The organism is Tamlana sedimenti, from assembly GCF_038148895.1.
Taxonomy (GTDB): Bacteria; Bacteroidota; Bacteroidia; order Flavobacteriales; family Flavobacteriaceae; genus Tamlana.
The window spans coordinates 264,823-286,726 of record NZ_JBBVGQ010000002.1; the positions used below are offsets into that span (position 1 = coordinate 264,823).

18 protein-coding genes are annotated in these 21,904 nt (G+C 36.5%); 17 read left to right on the plus strand and 1 reads right to left on the minus strand.

The window, feature by feature from the left end; genetic code table 11:
- The first annotated feature begins 29 nt into the window (after positions 1 to 29).
- The 9 genes from WJN01_RS07260 to WJN01_RS07300 all read left to right on the plus strand — a co-directional run bounded on the left by WJN01_RS07260 (position 30) and on the right by WJN01_RS07300 (position 7,587).
- Positions 30 to 878, plus strand: coding sequence for a universal stress protein (locus tag WJN01_RS07260; RefSeq protein WP_445196486.1), 849 nt, complete (start codon positions 30 to 32; stop codon positions 876 to 878).
- A gap of 19 nt (positions 879 to 897) precedes the next feature.
- Positions 898 to 1,740, plus strand: a complete 843-nt coding sequence (locus WJN01_RS07265) for a universal stress protein (RefSeq protein ID WP_445196487.1) — start codon at positions 898 to 900, stop codon at positions 1,738 to 1,740.
- A gap of 13 nt (positions 1,741 to 1,753) precedes the next feature.
- The gene (locus tag WJN01_RS07270) at positions 1,754 to 2,584 is read left to right on the plus strand and encodes a universal stress protein (RefSeq protein ID WP_445196488.1); all 831 of its coding nucleotides are present in this window, start codon (positions 1,754 to 1,756) and stop codon (positions 2,582 to 2,584) included.
- A gap of 74 nt (positions 2,585 to 2,658) precedes the next feature.
- On the plus strand, positions 2,659 to 3,513 hold the full coding sequence (locus tag WJN01_RS07275) for a universal stress protein (RefSeq protein WP_445196489.1): 855 nt from the start codon (positions 2,659 to 2,661) through the stop codon (positions 3,511 to 3,513).
- 33 nt (positions 3,514 to 3,546) lie between these two features.
- On the plus strand, positions 3,547 to 4,389 hold the full coding sequence (locus WJN01_RS07280; protein WP_445196490.1) for an ATP cone domain-containing protein: 843 nt from the start codon (positions 3,547 to 3,549) through the stop codon (positions 4,387 to 4,389).
- Between the two features lie 5 nt (positions 4,390 to 4,394).
- The gene (locus WJN01_RS07285) at positions 4,395 to 5,768 is read left to right on the plus strand and encodes an MBL fold metallo-hydrolase RNA specificity domain-containing protein (protein ID WP_445196491.1); all 1,374 of its coding nucleotides are present in this window, start codon (positions 4,395 to 4,397) and stop codon (positions 5,766 to 5,768) included.
- A gap of 114 nt (positions 5,769 to 5,882) precedes the next feature.
- A complete protein-coding gene (locus WJN01_RS07290) occupies positions 5,883 to 6,389 on the plus strand; it encodes an Hsp20/alpha crystallin family protein (protein ID WP_445196492.1) in 507 nt (168 codons plus the stop codon).
- Positions 6,390 to 6,461: 72 nt separating this feature from the next.
- The gene (locus WJN01_RS07295; protein ID WP_445196493.1) at positions 6,462 to 6,905 is read left to right on the plus strand and encodes a hypothetical protein; all 444 of its coding nucleotides are present in this window, start codon (positions 6,462 to 6,464) and stop codon (positions 6,903 to 6,905) included.
- Between the two features lie 13 nt (positions 6,906 to 6,918).
- Entirely contained in the window at positions 6,919 to 7,587 is a 669-nt protein-coding gene (locus WJN01_RS07300; protein ID WP_445196494.1) for a hypothetical protein, read from the plus strand.
- Between the two features lie 73 nt (positions 7,588 to 7,660).
- On the opposite strand, the gene WJN01_RS07305 is transcribed toward WJN01_RS07300, so the two are convergent.
- The gene (locus WJN01_RS07305; protein WP_445196495.1) at positions 7,661 to 8,551 is read right to left on the minus strand and encodes a helix-turn-helix domain-containing protein; all 891 of its coding nucleotides are present in this window, start codon (positions 8,549 to 8,551) and stop codon (positions 7,661 to 7,663) included.
- Between the two features lie 257 nt (positions 8,552 to 8,808).
- On the opposite strand from WJN01_RS07305, the gene WJN01_RS07310 reads away from it, so the two are divergent.
- The 8 genes from WJN01_RS07310 to WJN01_RS07345 all read left to right on the plus strand — a co-directional run bounded on the left by WJN01_RS07310 (position 8,809) and on the right by WJN01_RS07345 (position 21,819).
- Positions 8,809 to 9,888: a Gfo/Idh/MocA family protein gene (locus WJN01_RS07310; RefSeq protein ID WP_445196496.1), complete on the plus strand. Its 1,080-nt coding sequence runs from the start codon at positions 8,809 to 8,811 to the stop codon at positions 9,886 to 9,888.
- A 159-nt stretch (positions 9,889 to 10,047) separates the two neighbouring features.
- Positions 10,048 to 12,540 (plus strand): L-rhamnose mutarotase, encoded by a 2,493-nt coding sequence (locus tag WJN01_RS07315; protein WP_445196497.1) that lies wholly within the window; start codon positions 10,048 to 10,050, stop codon positions 12,538 to 12,540.
- Positions 12,541 to 14,808: a glycoside hydrolase family 31 protein gene (locus WJN01_RS07320; RefSeq protein ID WP_445196498.1), complete on the plus strand. Its 2,268-nt coding sequence runs from the start codon at positions 12,541 to 12,543 to the stop codon at positions 14,806 to 14,808.
- A gap of 30 nt (positions 14,809 to 14,838) precedes the next feature.
- Entirely contained in the window at positions 14,839 to 15,588 is a 750-nt protein-coding gene (locus WJN01_RS07325; RefSeq protein WP_445196499.1) for a phytanoyl-CoA dioxygenase family protein, read from the plus strand.
- A 119-nt stretch (positions 15,589 to 15,707) separates the two neighbouring features.
- Positions 15,708 to 17,300 (plus strand): sodium:solute symporter, encoded by a 1,593-nt coding sequence (locus tag WJN01_RS07330; protein ID WP_445196500.1) that lies wholly within the window; start codon positions 15,708 to 15,710, stop codon positions 17,298 to 17,300.
- A gap of 17 nt (positions 17,301 to 17,317) precedes the next feature.
- Positions 17,318 to 18,187 carry an IolE/MocC family protein gene (locus WJN01_RS07335; RefSeq protein WP_445196501.1) on the plus strand — a complete coding sequence of 290 codons (870 nt, stop codon included), beginning with the start codon at positions 17,318 to 17,320 and terminating at the stop codon, positions 18,185 to 18,187.
- A 101-nt stretch (positions 18,188 to 18,288) separates the two neighbouring features.
- Positions 18,289 to 19,656 (plus strand): MFS transporter, encoded by a 1,368-nt coding sequence (locus tag WJN01_RS07340; RefSeq protein ID WP_445196502.1) that lies wholly within the window; start codon positions 18,289 to 18,291, stop codon positions 19,654 to 19,656.
- A gap of 33 nt (positions 19,657 to 19,689) precedes the next feature.
- Complete coding sequence (locus WJN01_RS07345; RefSeq protein WP_445196503.1) at positions 19,690 to 21,819, plus strand: alpha-L-rhamnosidase-related protein; 2,130 nt, start codon at positions 19,690 to 19,692, stop codon at positions 21,817 to 21,819.
- Positions 21,820 to 21,904: the final 85 nt, after the last annotated feature.

The following is a 21,904-nucleotide window of genomic DNA, read 5'->3' on the forward strand; positions in this document are numbered from 1 at the left end:
CTTAACTTTAAAGATAATGTCTTGAGAAGATGAGGAAAATATTGATACCCACCGATTTTTCAGTTAATGCAATGAATGCCATTAATTACGCTGTGAGTTTATTTAAATATGACGTCAGCGAATTTTTCATCATGCATGCATACCAAGATATGGCCTATGCTTATGAAACATCATCCTCAAATAAAACCGTGCAAAATGTTGCAGAGGTCGCAAAAAAAGCGGCCAAAAAAAAACTTGAAAATACCCTAGAAAAAATCCAAACCATTTCACCAAATCCGAGGCATACGTACAACATGATTTTGGCAAACAATACCCTTTTGGATGAAGCCCATAAAATTGTCGAAAAAGAGAATATTGATATCATTGTTATGGGTACAAAGGGTGAAACCAATAACAAGAAACTAACCTTTGGCAGCCATACGTTGCAGGTTTTAAAATATGTAGATTGCCCAGTACTAGCAGTTCCGGAAAATTACAGATATACACAGCCAAAGAAAATACTTTTTCCAACGGATTATATGATTCCGTATAAACGAAGGGAACTAAAACTGGTTTGCGAAATGCTTTCTTCTTTTAGGTCTAAAATAGATGTTTTGTATTTGTCCAAAACACAAACACTATCAAAAAGACAAGAAGACAACCAAAACTTTTTAAAAGAAGAGCTTTGTAAAAATAAGCTAAATTTTAACGTAGAGAACAGCCATGACATTGTTGGTTCTATATACAGATATGTAAAGGAGAATAAGATTGATATGTTGGTAATGGTCAATTCAAAACATACATTTTCAGATAATATTTTGTTCCAATCAACTATAGACGAACTGGGTTTACATCTAGACATTCCGTTTTTAGCATTGCAAAACATTGAACGTAACTAAAATATTAAACATAAAAGCCATGAAAAAGATTTTGCTTCCCACAGATTTTTCAAATAATTCATGGAATGCCATAGAATATGCGCTGAAACTTTTTAAGGATGAAGTGTGCACATTTTATCTGTTGCACACCTATACTCCCGCGGTATACCATGTAGAGTATGTTTTGATTAATCCTTCCCAATTTGGATTGGGTGATTCAATACGGGAAGAGGTAATCAGCCATTTAAAGGATGTTGAAAAGAAAATAAAAAAGAAGTTTAAGAACCCTAACCATAAATTTGAGCGAATAGCTGCATTCAATACCCTTATTCTGGAAATTCAAAGCTTTGTTGAAGAAAATGAAATAGATTATATCGTTATGGGTACCAAAGGAGCTTCTGGATTGCAGGAGGTCCTATTCGGCTCCAATACGGTGCATGTTTTCAAAAATGTAAAATGCCCTGTTTTGGCCATTCCAGATGGTTTTGATTTTGAAATTCCGAGAGAAGTCTTGTTTCCAACAGACTATGAAATGCAGTACCAAGAGGATGATGTTAAGCCGTTAATTGATATAGTTTCGCTTTATAACACGCGCGTTAATATCATGAATGTTTCATATGGTTACGAGTTGTCTGAAGCCCAAGAATCCAATAAAGCGTTACTTGAAAAATATTTTGGAGAAATCGCCCACTTGTTTCACAGTATCAGCAATCAAGATGTGCCAGAGGCCATTAATAATTTTCAGTTGAGAGCGAAAATAAATTTGTTGGTCATGATAAACAATAAGCACTCGTTTTTTGAGAATTTATTTTTCAAATCGAAAATAAACCACATCGGATTCCATTTAAATGTTCCGTTTTTGGTTATTCCAGCTAGAACATAAAAAAACAAAGGTCATGTTACGTAAAATTTTATTGCCCACTGATTTTTCAGATAATGCTTGGAATGCAACAGTTTATGCATTAAAGCTTCTAAAGGATGAGTTTTGTACCTTCTATTTTTTAAACTCGGTATCTATTGATGTACCCATGTTTTCCAACCTTTCAAGCAAACTAATCGATAATATGAAAAGCGATGCAATGAAAGAGTTATTGGAGTTAAAAAGTCTAGCTGAAACATCTGACGCCAATGCCAATCATAACTTTCAAATAATTTTGAGTACCGAAGTTTTAAAGGATGCCATAAAAAAAGCCATTAAAGAATGGGATATCGATTTGGTTATTATGGGCACAAAAGGGGCAACAGGAGCAAAAGAATTTTTCTTTGGCAGCAATACGGTAAGCATCACTAAAGGCTTGAAAGATTGCCCTATTTTGATTGTTCCTGAAGAATACGACTTTACTGAGCCACATCAAATTGCCTTTCCAACAGATTATAATCGATTCTACAATGATAGTGAGTTAGAACCTTTAAAAGAATTTGTGGATTTGAACAATTCTAAAATCAGGATTGTGCACATTAATGAAAAGAAAGAATTGAATGATGTTCAGAATTATAATTTGATGATGCTCCAAAGCCATTTGAACCACTGCGAATACAGCCTCCATTGGATGCCCAAATACGCCAAAAAGGCAGTTGAAATCAATGATTTTATTGAGGAGTTAAACATCGATTTATTGGCCATGATAAACTACAAACACAGTTTCATAGAAAACATACTTAACGAGCCCGTAATCAAAAAAATAGGGTTTCATCCCACAGTACCGTTTTTGGTGATTCCCGAATAAAGGCTCACTGATAAATATCATAGGTTTTGGCAATTGGTTGGTATAAATTTAAGTACTGACTAAATAGCAATATCATGAGACGTAAAATACTTTTGCCAACCGATTTTTCTAAAAATGCATGGCAGGCCATTACTTACGCCATAGAGCTATACAAAAAAGAACAGTGCGATTTTTACATTCTAAATGTGTTTTCCGCATCAGGTGATATCATTGGTGGTTTAATCAATATGGAACCAGGGGGTGCACTTTATGAAACGACTAAATTGGAATCGGAAAATAATTTGGCAAAAATTCTGGACATGTTGGCTTTTAGAGACCATGGCAACACAAAACATCATTTTGAAACAATTTCGGTTTATAACCATGTTGTTGAAGCTATTAAGAATGTTGTGGAGGGAAAGGATATAGAAATCATCATTATGGGTACTAAGGGAAAAACCTCGGCGCGAAACGGAATGTTTGGCGGTGTAGCCATTAATGTTATGGAAAAAGTAAGAAACTGCCCTGTTATAGTGGTGCCGGAACTGGCGAAACACAACATACCAAAAGAAATTGTTTTTCCAACCAGTTACAAAACCCATTTAAAAAGAAAGGAACTTCAATATTTAATCGATTTAACCAAGAACTGTAGCGCAGCAATAAGAGTTTTGCATGTTTTGGAAGAAGCTGCTTTAAGTGAAGAACAATTGAGTAACAAAAAGCTTTTGGCCGAATATTTCAATGGCATTCCACATACGTTTCATTTCCTTAAACATATAGACGTACCTTCTGCTATAAATTGTTTCGTTCAAAGTAGGGAAAGTGATATGGTTGCTTTTATCAACAAAAAGCACATGTTTTTTGGCAGCATCCTATCACACCCTTTGGTCAAGGAAATCGGCAATGATTCTACTGTTCCTATAATGGTCATGCACGATTTACGGAATTAATGTTTTCGTTTTTTGGGTTAAAATAGACAACGTATGAAAAACAATGTTGTAGATATTATTAAATCCTCTGGTGAGAAAACAAAATTTTCTATGGAAAAACTTAGGTCTTCACTTAAGCGTGTTGGAGCAGACCAGAAGACCATCAACCAAATAATTGATAAAGTTAGGGATGAATTATATCAAGGCATTTCAACAAAAGAAATCTACAATAGGGCATACGCCTTATTAAAGAGGAAAAAAAGCTATTTAGCCTCAAAATATAAGTTAAAAAAAGCCATTTATGAATTGGGGCCAACGGGATTTCCTTTTGAGCGTTTTGTAAGTGCCATTCTTAGTTATTCAGGCTATAAAACCGAAGTCGGTAAGATTTTACAAGGCCAATGTGTAACCCATGAGGTTGATGTATTGGCACATAAGAATGGGGAAACATCCGTAATAGAATGTAAATTTCACAGTGAAGAAGGGCTAAATTGCAATGTGAAGATTCCATTGTATATCTACTCACGCTACAATGATATCAAGGCTTTTTGGAATGGTGATTTAAAGAACGAATCTAAACTTACAAAAGGGTGGGTGGTAACCAATACAAGGTTTACGGAAGATGCCATCAAATATGGCAGTTGCGTTAATTTGTATTTACTGAGTTGGGATTACCCCAAAAATGATGGTTTAAAAGACCGTATTGACCGTTTGGGATTATATCCCATTACGGTTTCAACCTTATTAACAAACAGGGAAAAGCAGTTTTTGTTGAGTAGGGATGTGGTTTTGTGCCGTCAATTAATTGGGGATGCTTTTTATCTCGATCATTTGGGGGTTTCGGACACTAGAAAAGAAAAAATTCTAAGTGAAATAAGTATGTTATGTAATAGCTAAAAGCCATGGACAATTTTTGCAGAATAAATTTCTTGGGTGCGGCCGGTGTTGTAACGGGTTCAAAATTTCTTATTGAAACTTCGGAAAAGAATATCTTGATTGATTGCGGTATGTTTCAAGGGTTAAAGGAATTAAGGGAACTTAATTGGGATGATTTGCCCGTTGATGTTGAAGCGATTGATGTTGTATCGCTTACTCATGGGCATCTTGATCATGTGGGTTATTTACCTCGTTTAATGAAACAGGGTTTTAAAGGAAAAATTTTAGGTACGGCACCCACATTGGCCATTGCAGAAATAATTTTAATGGACAGCGCCAAAATACAGGAGGAAGAAGCCAAAAAAGCTAATCAAGAAAAATATACCAAACATCATCCTGCTTTGCCGTTTTATACTGAGTTTGAAGCCGAAAAAACCATTGGTTTATTTCAGGTTGAAATGCCAGATAAATGGATAAGGTTATCCGAAAATATATCATGTAGGTTTCAATATAACGGACACATTATTGGTGCAACTTTTATAGAATTGGATATTAACGGAAAACGATTTGTTTTTTCTGGAGATGTTGGTCGCCGCAACGATTATTTACTGGATGATCCCAAAAAACCGGAATGGGCGGATTTTTTGTTTGTGGAAAGCACTTATGGAAACAAGCTACACCCCGAAGAGGATGTAGATGCCATTTTAACCGAACTCATTAATGAAACCATCCATAAAAAAGGGAATTTAATAATTCCAAGCTTTGCGGTAGAGCGCTTACAAACACTCATGTATTTACTTTGGGAACTTTATAAAAAAAACAAAATCCCTAATATTCCCATTTTTATAGATAGCCCAATGGGTAATAATGTTTTGGATGTTTTTAAGCGGTTCCCCAAATGGCACAAACTTTCCATGGCAGACTATAACGCCATGTGCCATCACGTTAACATTGTTCAATCATATAGGGAAACCTGGGAAACCATTGATGATAAACGTGCTAAAATCATCATAGCAGGAAGTGGCATGGTAACCGGAGGGCGCGTGCTGACTTATTTACAACAACTTATAGACGAACCTACAACAACAGTTTTGCTGGTTGGCTATCAGGCAGAAGGCACTCGAGGACGACAATTACAAGACGGTGCCCATGAAATACGTTTCTTCGGAAAATACTATCCCGTTAAGGCAACAATTAAAAGTATTGAAAGCCTATCGGCACATGCAGACCAAAATGATTTGTTGGATTGGATGAGCAACATCAAAAACATACCAGAAACTGTTTTCTTGGTTCATGGAGAACCAAATGCTCTGGATGCTTTTCGTGTAAAAATAAAGGATACCTATAACTGGACGGTCAAGATACCCAAACTTACGGATGTTGAAAAAGTGTTAATATAACCTTCAAACGCAATCAATCTGACTGATATATATCATTGCATAAAGCTATTTCTGTGAATATATTAGGGTTGGAAATTAAGTTTAACCCAAATATAAAATATTATGACAACATTAATGAAAAAAAGAAAACGTAATAGGTTATCACCTTTTGAAAACCAATTACCAACCCCATGGAACACCAATATTTTAAGACCTTGGGGAAGCTCGCTATTTAACAATAGATTAAATAATTTAATGGGATTTGATGACATTTTTAATGGTGATTTCTTGGAAGAAGATAGTTTGATGCCAGCTATGAATGTTAAAGAACATGAAAAAGATTTTGAAATTGAATTTGCAGCACCAAGTTTCAATAAAACAGACTTTGAAGTTTTTATTGAAGATGATGTTCTTCACGTTCGTGGAGAGAAGGAAAAAGAAGAAAAGGAAAAAGAAGAAGGATACTCCCGTAGAGAGTTTAGTTATAGATCCTTTGAAAAATCCATTGTTCTTCCAACTTCTGTAGATTTAAATCAAGATGTAAAAGCCGTTTATAAAAATGGTGTTCTTAAAATCAAACTTTTGAAAGAAGAGAAACCTGTTGAAAAAGAAATTCCTAAAAAAGTTATTGAAGTTGAATAGCAATTTGCGGAAGCAGAAAGCAATGAAACGAGTTGCTTTCTGCTTTTTTTTCAAACTAAAAAATGGAAGAAGATGAAAACGAAAGAAATAAAATTAAAATATCAGCCTTGGTTAAGCGCAGATATCATGCACGAAGATTCACTTAAATGGCTGTCTGAACTCAATTTCATAAAAGATGAGCAATTGTTTTTTGACGATTTGGTAAAATCATATACACTTCAGCTTATTGATTCCAAACACTTTGCCGAAAGCAAAAAAATAGTTTCCCGTTTAAGCAGTTCGCAAAAGGCAACAAATGCTTTGCTTGAGGTAGTTAAAAAGCATGAAAAAGGACTTAAAATAATGGTTGATGGTATTGATCAACTAAATGAAGAGGATGGTTATAAAAATGAACATGTTGAGCTTATAACTCGGGTAACCAAGTTTTTGGAAAACTACAGAACGTTTAAAACACAACTGTTTGTACTTATAAAAAACATTATAAAAGAAGGAAAACAAAAACGCCTGCTTCAGTAAAACTATTTTAAAAATGAACTGTTTTAAAATATTGATTATTGCCTTATTAGTGTTTAGTTGTTCTACAACCGAACTGGTTGATAACTGGAAAAACCCAGATATAGACTCCTACAGCCCTAATAAGGTTTTACTGGTTGGAATGACTTCTAACTTTAAAGCAAGGCAGCAATTTGAGGACCAGTTGCAAATGGAATATGCAGCTAGAGGAATAGAATCTGTAACGAGTTTAGAGCTTTTTGAACCTTCTTTTACCTCAAATAGCAGGACGGAGGAAGAGCTCAAGGCATTGGAAAGCCAACTTTTAAATGATGGGTTTGATACTGTTTTGTTTACAAAAGTAATTGGTACCGAAGATAAAATAGACTACAAAACCAATTATGATGGTTACGATAAAACCTATAGAAGGTTTAAAGAAGACTATTTAAAATACCAAGACGCCTATTATAATCCAGATTATTACAACGAATATGTCGTCTACCATGCCGAAACCTCAATGTATTGCATTTGCCCAGAAAAAGAAAGGGAACTCATTTGGAAAGGCTACATTGATATTATGGATCCTCAATCAATGGACGAAACCATAAATGATTACGTGCGCCTTGTTATTGTGGTTTTAGAAGAACAAAAACTCTTAAGCCCAAAAATATTGGAAGACCAAAACCAAATTGAAGCAATCAATTAAAATGGGATAAAATGTAGTTTTCTTATTCAACTATCGTCTCTTCGATAATATCTTCTGTATTAAACAATTGAATCTATTTCTTATGGTTTTTGTACTTCCCGGGGCTTACACCAATACGTTGCGAAAAGGTTGAGGTAAAATGCTGTAACGAAGAAAATCCGCAGGCATAGGCAATATCAGACATGTTGGTTTCGTCTTTCATAATCATATCAATAGCCTTTTCTATTTTTAGGTTAATGATAAAGCTGTTTGGCGGATAGCCCGTTAAGTTTTTCACTTCATAAGTGAATTTTGTTTTGCCCATACCAAATCTGTAAGCCAGATCATCAATAATCCATTTTTTGTTTAAATCTTCTAAAACGAGTTGGGTTAAATTATCAATAAAATTGGTCTCCTCGTGAATTTTTTGTTTTCTGAACGATAGGTTTCTATGCAGCTCAATAAAAAAGTTCTCTATGATGTTGCCCACCATAATTTCAAAACCTTCATCTTGATTTATTAGTTCCTTTTCAAGTTCAACAAAATACTTTTTGAAAATTTTGGCCTTTTCTATAACCAAGTTATTGTCATCAGCAATCATAAGACCTAAACTTTCTTGAAATTTTTGGTCTAGTTTTGTCCAAGGGCCTAAACTTAATGGGGTTTTCTTTCCATAATTTTTGGGTTTAATAACCATCCAATTAATTTGACCAATATCCATTTTCCCGGTTGGGCTACCGTTTAATTGCCAGGGCGCGGTAATACATAAATTATCGGGAAGTAATTCAACTTCTTTATCGTCTACAACCCATTTATATTTGCCACTATTTACAAAATGGATTTCAATACCATCATTCAAATGTGGGCGCATAGTTTCATCAAGCCTAACTTTAGAGAATTTCATGCTGCCAAATTGAACGATAAAAGGTAGGTTTTTTAAAGGACCTGGGTCATCTTTGTGCCACCATATATTGAGATTGCTCATAAAAGTCTTTGTTTTTGGGGATTTGTAAAAAAAATTTGATGTTCTATATCAAATGAACAATCAAAGTTTCCTCAGCCAAGTTTTATGCGATATTAAATAAAAATTGCCAATGGAACACAGGAGAATTTTTATAAAATTGACCATCGCTTAAAAGTAACACAATTTTACTATAAAAAAGTTAATTTTATATTCAAATTAACAACTATTCCGTTTGGACTAATTGTTTTAGTTTCCAAACTATAAATTGAATATAGACCATGTTAAACATAGCTATTCTGGGTCTTGGTGAAGGTCGCAGCACAATGTCTGCTGCTTTGCAAAGCAAAAAAATTAAATTGGTTAAAGTTTGCGATGTTAATGAAGAACTTTGTAAAACACGTGCAAAGGAATTTGATTTTAACAACTACACAACAAATTATCAAGATTTATTGGATGATAAATCCATTGACATCATAGCCATTTATACACCAGACCATTTACATGCCGAGCACGTTAAACAAGCTTTATTGCATGATAAACATGTAGTATGCACCAAACCGTTTATTGATGATTTAACCAAAGCCAGTGAGTTGTTGGAAATAAGTCATGCAACAGGAAAAAAGGTTTTTATTGGGCAAAGTTCCAGGTTTTCAGAACCGATGAAAAAACAAAAAAAGGAATTTGATAAGGGAATTATTGGTGATTTAATTACGGTAGAGGCACATTACCATGCAGATAATCGCTGGTTTTTAAAAAAAGAATGGTCCTTGTTAAAATCATTTAAATGGTTGTATGGGGGGCTAAGCCATCCGGTAGATTTTGTGAGATGGTATTTACCAAATATTGATGAGGTTATGGGTTATGGAATGATTAGTGCCAATGGAGAGCAGGCAGGTTTGAAAAATGAAGACACGATGCACTTTATTTTTAAGGCTAAGGATGGCCGCATAGCAAGGGTTAGTGGCGTTTATTCCTCACCAACACAACCCACAAAAAGGGATAGTACATTGAGCTGCATTTTGAGGGGAACTTTAGGTGCAAGCCAAGCCGATTATCATGAATTACGATACTCTGTCACAACAAATGAAGGTGAGGAGCGCATAGTGTATTGGGGTGACGAAAAACTCAAATATTATTACCGTTTTGAGGGGCAAACGCACCATGCCGGTGAATATCAAAATTATTTGGAATATTTTGCCGATAGCATTGAGCAAGGTTTTACGGCTTATCCAAACATGGAAGAAGGCATTGGAACGGTGGCCTTGTTGCAAGCCATGGATAGAAGTTTAGAAACAGGACTTCCCGTTAAAATTGCTGATGTAAAACAGGAATTTGGTCTAGAACTTCAAGCTTTATAAAATTGACCAAAGTTTAAAAATAGCATAGAATTATTGTTAAATTGCTAATATTAGCTAAAATTTTTGATACATCACCAGTTATTGGCCTGCCGCGCTATTGTTGGGTTTCAATCTTTTAAAATGCGTCAGGCCAAAGGTTTAATGAGATTAATTGTATAAATGTTTAAGGTTTTAAAGGTTTACTTTTTTATATTTTTTCTGGGTTTTGTTTTTTCATGTAATGCTACTGAAATTTGGGTAAGCAATACAGGAAAAGATACCAATTTGGGTACAAAGGAAAGCCCGCTTGCAACGTTAAATATGGCGTTACGTAAGGCCAGAAATATGCGCAGGTTGGGAGACCGTTCTATTAAAGATGGTATTCGTATTATTTTAATGGATGGTACTTATCTTTTGAATGAACCCATTTTTATAAGACCTGAAGATTCAGGGACTGCAGAAAGCCCCACAATTATAGAGGCCGAAACAAATGCCCATCCCGTTTTAAGTGGTGGAGTTTCAATAGCAAATTGGAAAAAAGCTGAAGCAATAAACGGGTTAAAGTCTGGATTGGTTTGTGTGGCTAATGCACCAAAAAAAGCAGGAAATATTTTAGATTTTAGGCAATTATGGGTAAACAGTGAAAAAGCTACTCGGGCCAAAAGTACGTCGGGTTCTAAAATGGAGAGAGTATTGTCGTGGAATAGGGAAGAGGAAACCTGTTGGATACCCTTTAAAGATAAATCTGTAAGCTTTGAGCCAGGCATGGAAATGTTTATTCAGCAATGGTGGGCAATAGCCAATTTACGGATAAAAAATATGGAGATTAAAGGTGATAGTGCTAAGCTTTATTTTGAACAGCCCGAAAGCCGTATTCAAAGTGAACATCCATGGCCAGCCCCTTGGATTTCTGATAAAACAGGAAACTCAGCTTTCTTTTTAAACAATGCTTTATGTCTATTGGACGAACCCGGTGAATGGTATTTAGATAAAGCAAATTCAAAAATATACTACTACCCAAGGAAAGGTGAAGATATGTCTTCAGCTAAGGTTGTTGCTCCTGTTTTAGAAAATTTGGTTGAAATAAATGGAACCGTAGATAATCCTGTTCAATATGTTTATTTTAAGGGTGTTTCGTTTCAGCACAGCAATTGGCTTCGTCCTTCAAAACAAGGCCATGTTCCTATTCAGGCAGGGATGTACCTGTTGGACGCCTATAAATTAAAAGAACCCGGTACACCAGATAAAGCAGGATTGGAAAATCAGGCTTGGATTGGCAGACCACGTGCGGCTGTAGAGGTTAATTTTTCCAACAACATTCATTTTCAAGAATGCACATTTGAACATTTATCATCAACAGGTTTGGATTTGAATAAGGGCACCAATAATAATTTGGTTCAGGGCAATTTATTTAAAGATATTGGTGGAAGCGCCATCAATGTTGGCGTTTTTTCCGAAGAGGCCTTTGAAACCCATTTGCCCTATAACCCAAAAGACGAACGTGAAGTCTGTTCAAACGAAACTATAGCTGACAATTTAATCACCGATGTCACTAATGAAGATTGGGGCTGTGTGGGCATTAGCGCGGGCTTTGTTAAAGATATCACTATTGCCCATAACACCATATCGGATGTTTCATACACTGGAATAGGTTTAGGTTGGGGTTGGACAAAAACAATAAATGCCATGAAGGGCAATCAGGTAGTTGCTAACAAAATTACACATTACGGCAAACATTTATATGATACAGCGGGTATTTACACCCTTTCTGCACAGCCCGAAAGCGTCATTAAAGAAAATGTTATTGATAGCATTTATTTCAATCCTTATGCGCACGACCCATATCATTGGTTTTATTTGTATACAGATGAAGGCTCGGCGTATTTTACTGTAAAGGATAATTGGGTGCCTTCTGAAAAGTTCCTTCAAAACGCCAATGGCCCAGACAATGTTTGGGCGAACAATAATGCTTTTGTAAGTGAACAGATTAAGCAAAACGCTGGGATTAGGAGTCCCTATAAATACTTACTGAAAGAAAAGGAAATAGATAAAAATTGGCCTTTACAGGAAGTACCTCATTTTGCAGCGGTTGAGTTGGTTGGCGATGGTTTCGATAATGCCAAAATCAAGGAGATTTCAAAAGTAAATGGGGTTATTGATGCACAATTATATCAATGGGAGAATCACATGGTCCTTTATGCCAAAATGAACCATGTTGAACATTTAAAGAATGAATTGAGCTTAGAATACCCGAATGCCAAAATCAAAACCTACAATGCGCCTGTTTATAATTTCAACAAATTTGAGCATTGTAAGGATTCTGATTTAGCTAGTGAATGGGAGCATATTCTACTAACAGCCAATTTGGTTGAAAATAAAAAGTTACAAGAAGAATACTTGCAATACCATAAAACACAATTTGAAGCATGGCCAGAGGTAGCTGAGGGGTTCTGTAATGCAGATTTTCAGCAATTGCAGGTTTTTAAAAATGGGCGGCAACTCATTTTGGCAATCAGCATTCCTAAAGGAGCCAGCTTAGACGAACTAAATCCAAAAACCACAGAGGACAATCCACGTGTTAACGATTGGAATGCCTTAATGAAAAAATACCAAACAGGAATAGAAGGTACAAAACCCAATGAAACTTGGGTGTTTTTAGAGAAACTAAACTAAATGAAACAGACTAACCATCAGTTTTTTGACTTTCTGGATTTTAATACCGACCTAACCAAAGAAGAAGGTGTTTCAAAATTATGGAAAGCGTGCAAACCCATTGATATTGTTCAATATCAGTTGGGAGTTATGCTCACCGTGCCTTTCCAATGCCAAATATTATCCAACGACATTGCTCCAGATTTTGATGTTCCAAAAAAAGACTACAATCTGTATTTACGTGCTTACGGTGATAAAATTTTAAGGGTTAGTATAGGTTTTGAAAAGGAGGTTGTCTTAGAATCACCTATGCTTCAAATGGCAGAAGATATTCAGGAAGTTAAATTGAATATCCAAAAGTCCAAAAACCAATGGATTGTTAAAGATAACAATGGCATAACCCGGGCTGTATTTGATTTGTCACATCCAGAGATTGACCATTGGAGTGATTTATTGCCAGCACCAGAAGAAACTATGCAAGCTACCTTTTACCCTGATGGTAAAAAAGCTGTTAAAGTTAGTGCGTATGATCAATTTTTCCCCGGTAGAATGGATGCTATGTGTTTGTCGTTTATTGAAAAGCATGATACACCAAGTAAAGCCACAATGTCATTCCACGCAAAACCAGATGAAAAATTTGTCGGAACGGGCGAGCGTTTTTCTAAAATGGATTTATCAGGTAATACATTTCAACTTAAAAATCAAGATGGCCAAGGCGTAAATAATAAACGTACCTATAAAAATATTCCCTTTTACCTTTCTAGTGAAATGTATGGTTTGTTTTTGCACACATCAACTTACTGCAAATTCTCGATGGCCGATTTTTCCACCAGATCCGTACAATTATTGGTTGAAGAGCCTGTAATGGATGTTTTTCTGATTGGTGAGGAAACTCCGGAAAAAATTATTCATCAGTACAAGAAAATAACAGGTTTTCCCACTTTGCCACCGCTTTGGAGTTATGGAATTTGGATGAGCAGAATGACCTATTTTTCCGAGGAAGAGGTGAATACAATTTGCGGAAGACTAAGAAGAGAAGACTTTCCATGCGATGTGATCCATCTAGATACCGGCTGGTTTAAGACAGATTGGCTTTGCGAATGGAAATTCAATGCAGAACGGTTTCCTGATCCCAAACGGTTTGTTTCAAATTTAAAACAAAATGGCTATCGGGTAAGTTTATGGCAAATGCCCTATATATCGGAAGATGCCGAACAGTATGAAGAAGCCATGGCTAACAATTACATTGGAAAATTAAATGCCGAAGTGATGAAAGGCGGATCTAATTTTAGCAATTTAGATTATGCAGGTAGTATTGATTTTACCTATCCAAAAGCGGTAGAATGGTATAAAAACCTTTTGCGTGAACTCTTAGAAATGGGCGTGACTTGTATTAAAACCGATTTTGGTGAAGAAATTCATTTGGATGCCAATTATCATAACATGACATCAGAAAGCCTTAATAATTTGTATGCTTTGCTGTATCAAAAGGCCGCATTCGAAGTAACAAAGGAAGTTACCGGTGATGGCATTATTTGGGCCCGGGCAGGATGGAGTGGTTGCCAACGTTACCCAATACACTGGGGTGGTGATGCCGCAGCCTCTTGGGATGGTATGGCAGGTTCTTTAAAGGGCGGACTGCACTTAGGACTTTCTGGTTTTGGTTTCTGGAGCCATGATGTGCCTGGTTTTCACGGCGTTCCTAACTTTATGAATTCTGTAATTCCCGACGATTTGTACGTGCGCTGGACGCAATTTGGTGTGTTTACTTCTCATATTCGCTACCACGGTACCTCAAAAAGAGAGCCTTATTATTATCCGAAAATTGCGGATGTAATTAGAAAATGGTGGAAGCTGCGTTATGCATTATTGCCATACATATTGCAAGAAAGTGAAAAGGCAACAACTTCTGGTTTTCCGGTGATTCGTGCATTGTTGATGCATTACCCAAAAGACAAAATGGTTTGGCATATTGACGACCAATATTGTTTTGGCGACGACTTTTTGGTTGCACCAATGATGAATTCCGAAAACAAAAGGGATGTGTATTTGCCCGATGGAAATTGGATTAATTTTTTCACAGGCGAAGAGGTTGCTAGTGATGGTTGGATTAAAGATTTTGAAGTGGATTTAATGGACATGCCAGTTTGGGTAAAAAAAGGAGCTGTAATTCCAATATATCCTGAAGCTGTGAATTGCACAGATGATATGGATTTGAGTAAAACCACAACCATTAAAATTGATAAATACTTTAAAGGAATTTGGAAACATCTAAATTTCATAAAATAAGAACTATAAAAACAACTAAAAAATAAGACAATGAGTGCAGTAATAACCAATGAGCAATTAAAACAGTTTAAAGAAGACGGTTTTTGCATTGTGAAAAACGTAATTCCGCAGGAACTAATAGAGCGTTTACGCGATGAATGCCAAAGATTCATTAAAGAAAAAGATGATGAAATGGACCGAAAAGGTGTTGAGGTTGATGAAATAAACCATAAGGGCAAGCGCTATTTCATTGCCCTCCGCTATAAAGATAGTGAGACCATGCAAGACCTCATTTTCGGTAAAGAAATGGAAGAAATTACCCGAAAGGTATTAGGGGAAGAGGTGTACCTGTTTCTAGAGCAATTCGTGGTAAAAGCTGCTGACAAGGGTATGACTTTTTCATGGCATCAAGATTCTGGGTATTTGGATTTTGACCACACACCGTATTTATCCGTTTGGTGCCCGTTGGATGACGTTACCGAAGAAAATGGTACGGTATATTTGTTGCCATACAAGGAAGCCGGTACAGAAAAGCGAATTGACCATATTCTTCAAGAAGGAACAAATGATAAAATCGGCTATTTTGGTGACAACCCTGGTGTTCCAGCGATTTTAAAAGCTGGTGATGTAGCTTTATTTTCAAGCACCTGTTTTCACAGAAGCGGCTCAAACACAACAAATAAATCGAGGCGAGTACTTTTAATTCAGTATTCAGCAGAGCCTATTTTAAAGAGCAATAATGAGCCTTTATATTGGGCAGAACCATTTATTGCAAAAGGTGAAAAAATAAGTGCATATTAAGATAATCAGTTAGAATTGCTCAGGGAGATGTTGAATTAGCAAACAATACTCTGGGCAATTGTGTTTTTTTAATCAGAATACATCAATTAGCCACCAACCATTAATCAACAACTAAAAAAATGAATATATACGACCAATTGGACTTTCTTGATTTTGCTGTAGTAGGCCTTTATCTCGTGGTTTTGGTAGGTTTAGGAGCTTGGTTTAGTTTGAGGAATAAACGTGGTGATGATGAAAATTACTTCTTGGCAGGTAATTCTTTGAGTTGGAAAAGTATTGGTTTCAATATGTGGGGAACAAATGTAGGGCCTTCCATGTTAATTGCCAACGCAAGTATTGGATACACCACAGGCATTGTTGCAGGAAACTTTTCTTGGTATGCATTCATTTTCATTTTTCTATTGGCTGTAGTTTTTGCTCCTCGATATTTAGGGGCAAGAGTACAGACCTTACCAGAGTTTATGGGTAAGCGTTTTGGGAATTCAACGCAAAATATTTTGGCTTGGTACACTATTGTAACTATACTATTAAGCTGGTTGTCGTTAACCCTATTTGCTGGAGGTATCTTGATACAGCAAATCCTCAATTTGCCCATGTGGCTTTCAGTAATTGTATTGTTGCTTATTGCCGCATTTTTTACCCTGGCCGGGGGATTAAAAACCATAGTGTACACAAACGTTATACAAATGGTTTTGCTTATTGTGGTTTCGGTAATTCTCATGTGGGTAGGTCTAGATCGTGTGGGTGGCTTTGGCCAATTGGTAAGTGATACGCCATCAAATTACTGGAATTTATTCTTGCCTTCAGATGATGCCAATTACCCATGGATAGCGATACTTTTGGGTTACCCAATTATGGGAGTTTGGTTTTGGTGTACCGATCAATCTATGGTGCAATCAGTCTTAGGTGCAAAAAATGTAAAAGAAGGACAATTGGGAGCCAACTTCACCGCTTGGTTAAAAATAATCGATGTGCCGTTGTTCATTTTGCCTGGCATTATGTGCTTTGTATTATTTCCGGCTTTAGAAAATCCAGATGCCGCTTACATGACCATGGTTACCGAGTTATTTCCAACTGGTATGAAAGGCTTGGTTATGGCAGTTTTAATTGCCGCTTTGGTAAGTACTATCGATTCTTCATTAAACGCATTGAGCACGGTTTTTACTATGGATGTGTATGTTAAAAAGTTTCAGCCCAAGGCAAGCCAGAAGAAAATAGTTAAAGTAGGTCATATTGTTACCGTGGCGGGAGCCATCATATCCATTTTCATCACATTGGCCATTGATAGTATAAAAGGATTAAATCTTTTTGATGTTTTCCAATCTGTTTTAGGCTTTATAGCGCCACCAATGTCAGTCGTGTTTTTGTTTGGTGTACTTTGGAAAAAAACAACGGCAAGGGCAGCCAATAGCATTTTGGTTTTTGGAACTTTATTCAGTTTGACTGTGGGGATTTTATACTTATGGGTATTTCCTAACGACCCAGAAAGTGCCGTTAAAATTTGGCCACACTTTTTACTGTTGTCTTTTTTCATTTTTGTGATTTTGGCTTTGGCTATTGTTGTGATTTCCCTATTGGACAAAAGAAGTGCGCCGTTTAAAAGCACTTTGGATTTTAGCGGATTAACAAAGGTTGCCCCGAAGGTAAAACTGTTGTGGGCAGTGTTGTTTGCTATCATGATATGTCTATATATTTATTTTAACGGAAATTAATTGAAAATAAATTGAACATGATAAAAAATACCAACGACGGAACCAATAATCCACCCACATTACGAGTAGATATAAACTATGGAACTCTTGATGATTTACCATCATTTTCAACTGGTCCAAAAGGAAGTGATCACGAAAAACACGTGGCTATTTCAAAGGCTGGTTTTGGCGGCATCCAAGATGGCAACCCAGAGTTGTGTAAAGAGTTTGGTTTACAATTAACAGCACATGCTAGAATAAATAAGGTTGGCGATTTAGATGAGTTAATGCCAGTATGGAAAAACGGAAATTACAATTGTGCCAGTATCCATTTGGGTTGGGGTATGGAGAGCGATGAAGAAATGGACAACTTGGTAAGCTATGTGATAAAAAGATCTGAAAAATTTGATTTCCCTATTTATATCGAAACGCATCGAGCTACCGTCACACAAGATTTATGGAGAACCGTAGAATTGACAAAGCGCTTTCCGGAAATCCGTTTTAATGGCGATTTCTCACATTGGTACACTGGGCAGGAAATGGTGTACGGTGGGATAGAAAATAAATGGAAATTTATCCAACCGGTGTTCGATAGGGTACGTTTTATGCACGGTAGAATAGGCAATCCGGGCTCCATTCAAGTGGATGTAAAAGACAAAAACGCAAGTTATGTTCAGGATTTTAAAGAAATGTGGAAGCGTTCGTTTTTAGGTTTTTTAAAATCGGCAAAACCTGGTGATTATATCTGTTTTACGATAGAATTGCTTAAAGCCGAAATATTTTATGAAAGAACGATTTTAGATAAAAACGGTAAAGAACAAGAAGAAGGCGACCGCTGGCAACAGGCTTTGTTGTATAAAGAAATTATTCAAGAGTGTTGGGAAGCGGCTCAAAAAGAACTAAATTAATAACTTCAAACCAGGCGTCATAAAATTTAAAACAGCTGTAAAAGGCACTTACAATCTTAAATTGGAAGGTGATAAGAACACACTAAACATTAAATAAGAAAATGGAACATAAAAAAGGAAGTTTAAAAAGCACAATCACTGTATCGCTTACTAATTATCTCGATGCTGGAGCAATTGTAGCAGGAGCTAGTGGTTTGACGCTGTGGCAAAATTACCTCGGCCTTACAGAGGGGCATCTTGGTTGGCTTAATGCTATTAGTGCCAACGCTTTTGGAGCAGCTATTGGCGCAATTATAGGCGGTTTTCTTGCCGATAAATATGGTAGAAAAAAGATTTACACCTACAATATGTTGGTGTATATGTTGGGGGTTGCCATTATCATGTTCACGATAAATTTTCCGATGTTGCTAGCAGGGTTTTTAATTACAGGCATATCGGTTGGGATAGGTGTTCCTGCGTCATGGACATATATTTCCGAAAATTCCGAGGTTAAGAATCGCGGTCGCAACATGGGTATTTCGCAGTTTGCCTGGGGCGTGGGACCAACGATAATTTTGATTTTAGGTATGTTGCTAGCCCCGGGTAAAGGTGATGCTTCGGCCGGTGTTTTGTTTGAATATGTGAAAGATGTCGCAGCAATGTTCATAGGTAGCGATGCAAGTATTGAAGCTGTTAATGTTTTCAGTAGTCGTCTTATTTTTGGTTCTTTATTTATTGTGGCGTTTATAGCATGGAACCTTCAGCGAAAGCTAGATGAATCAAAAGATTGGCTAGAAGCCAAGCAGAAGCAAAGTCTGGAAAAAAAGCCAAGTGTTTTCTCATCATTCGGAACACTTTTTACCAACAAAGTAAATATTCGTACCATTCTTTTTCTCGCGGGAATTTACGTTACCTGGAACATGGTGGCTTCAGTAATGGGCTTTTTTCAACAGCATATTTATGAAACGGCTGGCGGACTTTCAAACGAACAGGCCAATATGGTTTCTGCCATACAGTGGCTTGTTATTATTGGGGTAACTTATTTCGGTTTTGCCATGACAGTTGATAAGGTTAATCAGCGTTGGCTCTATTTTGTCGGGACGTTAATAGGTATATTGGCGTGGTGTATTTTAATTTTTGTTGGGATAAAAAACCATGTGGCTTTATGGACGTTTACCATTCTTTGGGGTATTCACGCAGGATTAAGCGTACAGGCGTTTTATGCACTTTGGGCTTCCGAACTCTTTCCAGCCAAATACCGTGCAGCGGCCCAAGGTGTTATGTTCTTTGTAGTTAGGGCTATAGCAGCGATATGGGGGTTTGGATTTGTTTTCATTTATGGAGAACACGGAGAAGGGTTCCACACTGCTGCTAATGTTATGATAGGCTTACTCATTGTCGCTTTAATAATAGGAACGATTTGGACTCCAAAAACACAGGGAAAAACATTAGAGCAAATTACAGAAGAAAGATATGGAGACGATATTTAAAAAAGTATTGGTAATATCTTAAAAAGGAAACAAATGGATAAATCTTTTTCACCGAATGCTTCTTCCGCTTCAACATGGGTTTGGTATCCAGGTGATTACGAAATATGGTTGAGTAACAAAATGCAAGTAAGGCGAACCGAACGTGAAGCTATTTTTCCTCCGCTTTGGCGCTATTACAGCCCTTATCCGTTGGTAACCTTTCAAACTGAAGTGGATATTCCTGAGGAAGATGACGTAAAAATTTATTCAGAAGGGGCATTTCAATTACTTGTGGATGATGTTCAAATCTATGGTCAACCCAAATCCATTACAATTCCTACAGGAAAGCATAAAATATCTTTAAAAGTATATAATCAAGAAGTATTGCCAGCCATTTTTATTGATGGACAATATGTGAAATCAAATGAAACTTGGCAAGTAACTAATGAAGATAAACTTTGGATTGATGAAACGGGCAAAGCTCAACAATCTGGAACACCATGGGTGCCTGTAGGCTATTGGAATTTCGATTCGCCAGAAAATAAGCCTTCGGAATTTAGGCTCGCAACCGAACCTTGGGATGCGAAAAAAACAGAAAAAGTGGTTTCCGGTGAGTTATTTGATTTTGGTAAAGAAACCTTTGGTTGTATTAAAATCGATGGTTTAAAAGGGATAGGGAAGCTAGCTTTGTATTATGGTGAATCTCGAGAAGAGGCTTTGGATACTGAAAAATGTGAAACATTGGATTGTTTATCATTTGATGGAAATCAATCCGAGACCTTTACACTTGAAGGTTCAAAAGCCTTTCGATATGTTCAAGTGCAAAAAGATGATTCTGTTCAGTACGACTCTATCTCAATGCTTTACGAATATCTTCCATTAGAATATAGAGGAAGCTTTGAGTGTTCAGACGAATTATTGAACAACATTTGGGATGTTTCGGCATACACAATGCACCTCACAACCCGCGAATTTTTTATCGATGGCATTAAACGCGACCGCTGGATTTGGTCAGGAGATGCCTACCAAAGTTATTTAATGAACTATTATTTGTTCTTCGATTCACCATCTGTAGAACGTACAATTGTGGCACTTCGTGGCAAGGAACCCGTTACAGCGCACATAAACACCATTATGGATTATTCGCTATATTGGTTTGTGGGCATTTACGATTACTATTTGTACACCGGAGATACCAAGTTTATAAAGACCTTCTATTCGCGGATGAAATCGCTCATGGAGTATTGCTTGGGTAGAAGAAACCAAAAGGGATTTTTAGAACCTTTGGAGGGAGATTGGGTATTTATAGATTGGGCTGATGGTTTACCAAAAACAGGTGAAGTAAGTTTTGAGCAAATGCTATTATTACGAAGCTTGGAAGCCATGACTGTTAGTGCGGAAATTGCAGGAGAGGACGAAGACCAAAACAAATACCGAAAATTAGCAAATGATTTAAAGTTGAAATTATTCGATGTGTTTTGGGACGATGAGGAAAATGTAATGAAACACCATCGTATCGATGGCCAAATACAGGATATGGTTACCCGTTATGCCAATATGTTTGGGATCTTTTTCAATTATTTTACTGAAGAACAAAAGCAAAGTGTAAAGGAAAAGGTTCTGTTGAATGATAATATTCTTCAAATCAGGACGCCATATATGCGCTTTTACGAGCTGGAAGCCCTGTGTGCAATGGGTGAACAGGAATTTGTTTTGGATGAAATCCGAGACTATTGGGGAGGTATGATGGATTTGGGAGCAACTTCGTTTTGGGAAAAATACAATCCGAATCAAAGTGGTACAGAACATCTTGCCATGTATGGCAGGCCTTACGGAAAAAGCCTCTGTCATGCTTGGGGGGCAAGTCCCATTTATCTGTTTGGCAGGTATTATTTGGGTGTAGAACCCACGACTCCAGGCTATTCGGAATATACGATTAAACCCAATTTGGGCGGTTTAAAATGGATGGAAGGTAAAGTGCCGACACCAAAAGGTTCCGTAAATTTGTATTGCAGCACACAAGAAATAAAGATAAGCGCTTCAGAAGGCAAAGGCACTTTAATTATTAAAAGTAAAACCAAACCTTCAACAAACTTTGGAAATATAGAAAGTTTAGGGAACGATAAATATCAATTAGATGTTAAATCTAATACGTCTTATACAATTAAATATAACGCACTATAAATTTTTAATGACAAAAGATTCTAAAGTAAAATACCCAATAATTAGAATATTAAACATTCTATTTTTATTTGTTTTTTTATTTCTA